The sequence below is a fragment of the Chromobacterium alticapitis genome, from assembly GCF_002924365.1.
In the GTDB taxonomy this organism is placed as follows: Bacteria; Pseudomonadota; Gammaproteobacteria; order Burkholderiales; family Chromobacteriaceae; genus Chromobacterium; species Chromobacterium alticapitis.
Map to the genome: position 1 here is coordinate 1 of NZ_PQWB01000194.1, position 650 is coordinate 650.

The following is a 650-nucleotide window of genomic DNA, read 5'->3' on the forward strand; positions in this document are numbered from 1 at the left end:
GGATGCTGGAGCGCTATCAGCAAACCATTCAGCCTTGCCACTGCTTGCAGGAGGCGGTGGGGCGTCCCTTGCAACACATTATTGGGACATAGCCTTCGAAATGCTCTGGGTTCAGCAGTCGAAACACTCGATTGACGGTGTCGTGGGATGGGCTGCCATTCTTCAGCGACAAGAAGCGCCGCAGCCAAGCCTCCCTGGTCTCCGCCCACTTGACCGCCTCAACGAAACTTTCGGCGCCGGCGAAAATGGCGCAAACGGCAATGACCAGAATTTCTGGCAGCGGATGGGCAATGTAATGATCCGCTCTCGACCCTGGCACCTCGGCTAAATGTTCCATCAGTGTTCCCATCCTGTCCTGGCAAAGCCCGAGAGTTCACCTCAGACAGGATAGCTTGGCAAGCTTACAAAACCATGCCATGTAGGTTAAATTGCCCTGCTCCCCGGCGGTTTTGTCACGCAAACCGTCGCAACGCAATCGACAAGGTGAGCGCGCTGTTTCACCCTCCCGCAGGGACTCGCCCGGCCCGCCAGTCATTGACGCGAACACCGCCTAACAGGCCGTTGAAAAACACGTCGATATTGCCCCAACCCATTTCCATATGAACAAAAATGGGCGGTTTCAGCGGGCAGAATGCCAATAAATCCGTTCT

1 protein-coding gene is annotated in these 650 nt (G+C 55.8%); it reads right to left on the reverse strand.

The features are described from left to right. Positions 1-28: 28 nt before the first annotated feature. On the reverse strand, positions 29-349 hold the full coding sequence (locus C2I19_RS22935; protein WP_103904572.1) for a transposase family protein: 321 nt from the start codon (positions 347-349) through the stop codon (positions 29-31). Positions 350-650: the final 301 nt, after the last annotated feature.